Source organism: Amycolatopsis sp. WAC 04169 (assembly GCF_003947535.1).
Classification (GTDB): Bacteria; Actinomycetota; Actinomycetes; order Mycobacteriales; family Pseudonocardiaceae; genus Amycolatopsis; species Amycolatopsis keratiniphila.
The window spans coordinates 1-2126 of the sequence record NZ_QHJI01000027.1; the positions used below are offsets into that span (position 1 = coordinate 1).

At 53.7% G+C, this 2126-nt stretch carries 1 protein-coding gene; it reads right to left on the reverse strand.

Annotated elements, in window-relative coordinates:
• On the reverse strand, positions 1 to 2126 hold a 2126-nt coding region (locus DMC61_RS42185; RefSeq protein WP_158634183.1), incomplete at both ends, for a hypothetical protein.

Below are 2126 nucleotides of genomic sequence, written 5' to 3' on the forward strand. Positions count from 1 at the left end.
TCCCCCCCTTCCCCCCCCCCCCCCTTCCCCTCTCCCCTCTCTCCCCCTCCTCCTCCCCTCTCCCTCTCCCCCTTCCCTCTTCCCTTCCCCTCCCTTTCTTCTCCCCTTTCTCTTCTCCCTCCTTCTCCTTTCCTCTCCCTCCTCCTTTTTTCCCTCCTCTTTCCTCCTTCTCTCCTCTTCTTTCCTCTCCCTCCTTCCCCTTTCCCCCCTTTCTCTCCTTCCTCCTCCTCTTCCTTTTTCTCCCCTTTCCCTTCCTCCTTCCTCTTCCCCCCTTCCCTCTCCTTCTCTCCTCCCTTCTCTCTCTCCCTTCCCCCTTTTCTTTTTTTTCTCTCCTTTCCCCTCTTCCTCTTTTTTCCCTCCTTTCCCTTCTTCCTCTTCCCTTTTCTCCTCTTCTTTTTTCCCCTCTCCTCCTCCTTTCTCCTCTCCCCCTCCTTTCCCCTTCCCCTTTTTCCTCCTCCCTTCTCCTCTTTTCCTCTCTCCCTTTCTTCCCTCCTTTTCTTTTCCTCTCTCCTTCTTTTTCTCTCTCTCTTTTTCCTCTTCCCCTCCCTTTCTCCTCTTTTCCCTTCTTCTCTCTTCCTCTCCCCTCTCCCTCCCCTCCTCCTTCTCTTTCCTCCTCTCCTCTCCTCCTCTTGCCCCCTCTCCTCTTTCTTCTCCCTCCCTCCCTTCCTTTTCTCTCTCTCCCCTTTCTCCTCCTTTCCTTTTCTTTTCCCTCCCCCCTTTTCCCTTCCTCTCTTCCCCTTCCCCTCCTCCTCCTTCCCCTTCCCTTCTTCTCCCCTCTCCTCCCTCTCTCTTCTTTTCCTTCTTTCTCTCCTTCTTCTCTTCCTTCCTCTTCCCCTTCTCCTTCCTCCTCTCTCCTTCCTCTTCTCTCTTCCTTCTTCTTCTCCCCTTCTCCTCTTTTCTTTTCTCTCCCTTCTTCCGTTCTCTTTCCCCTCCTTCCCCTTCTCCCCCTCTCCTCTCTTTTTCCTTTCCTTCTCCTTTTTTTTTTCCCTTCTTTTTTCTTCCCCTCTCTTCTCCTTTCTCTCTCCTCCCTTCCCTCCCTTCCCTCTCCCCGCGCCCTGCCTCCTCTTCTTCTCCTCCCTCTCCCCTTTCTGCCGCTTGCTCTTCCCCCTCCTCTCCTTCTCTTCCTCCTTTCTTTCTCCCTCTTTCTTTCCTTTTCTCCTTTCTTCTTCTTTTCCTCCTCCTCTCTTCCCTCCCTTCTCCTCTTTCGTGGTCTCCCTCCTTTTTCCGGCCTTTCCTTCCCCTCCCCCCCTCCCCTTGCGCTTGCCTTTCTCTCCTCTCCTTTCTCCCCCCCCCCCTTTCCTTTTCTTCCTTCTCCCCTCCTTTCCTTCCTCTCTCTCTTCCTCCTTCTTCCTTTCCTCCCTTCCCCTTTTTTCTCCCCTCCCTTCCTCCCTCTCCTCCTCCTCCTTCTCCCTCTCCTCCTCTCTCTCCCCCTTCCCCCTTCTCCTCTCTCTCTCCTCCTCCCTTTCCTCCCTCTCCTCTTTCCTTCTCTCCTTCTTCCCTCCCTCCCCTCCCTCCTCCTTCCTCTTCTTCTCCCCCTTCCCCCCTCCTCTCCCTCCTTCCCTCTCTTCTCCCCTCCTCCCCTCCTCCTCTTTCTTTCCTTCTCTTCCTCTTCCTTCCCTTTTTCTCTTCTTTCCTTCCCTTTCCTTTTCCTTTTCCTCTTCTCCTCCCTCCTTCCTCCCCTCCTCCTTCCCTCTCTCTCCTCCCCCCCTCTTTTCTCCTCCCCTCTCCTTCTTTTCCCCCCCTTCTTCCCTCCTCTTCCTCCTCCCTTCCCTCCTCTTCTTCTCCTTTTTTCTCTTTTCTTCTTTCTTTTCTTCCTTTCCTTCCTCTTTCTCCCTTCCTTTTTCCCCTCCTTTCTCCTTTCTCTTCTCTCTCTTCCTCCTCTTCCCTCTCCTCCCCTTTTTTCCTCTTCCCCTCCCTCTTCTTTCCTCCTTTTTTCTTCTCTCCCCCTCTTTCCTCTTTTCCTCCTTCTTCCTTCTCTCTCCCTCTTTCCTTTCTTCTCTCCCCTTCCCCCTCCTTTTCTCCCTTCTCCTCCTTTCTTTTCTCCCCCTTTCCTCCTCTCCTTCTTTCCTCTTTCCCCCCTTCCTCCTCCTTTTCCCTCCTTCTTTCCTTCCTTTTTTCCCCTCTCC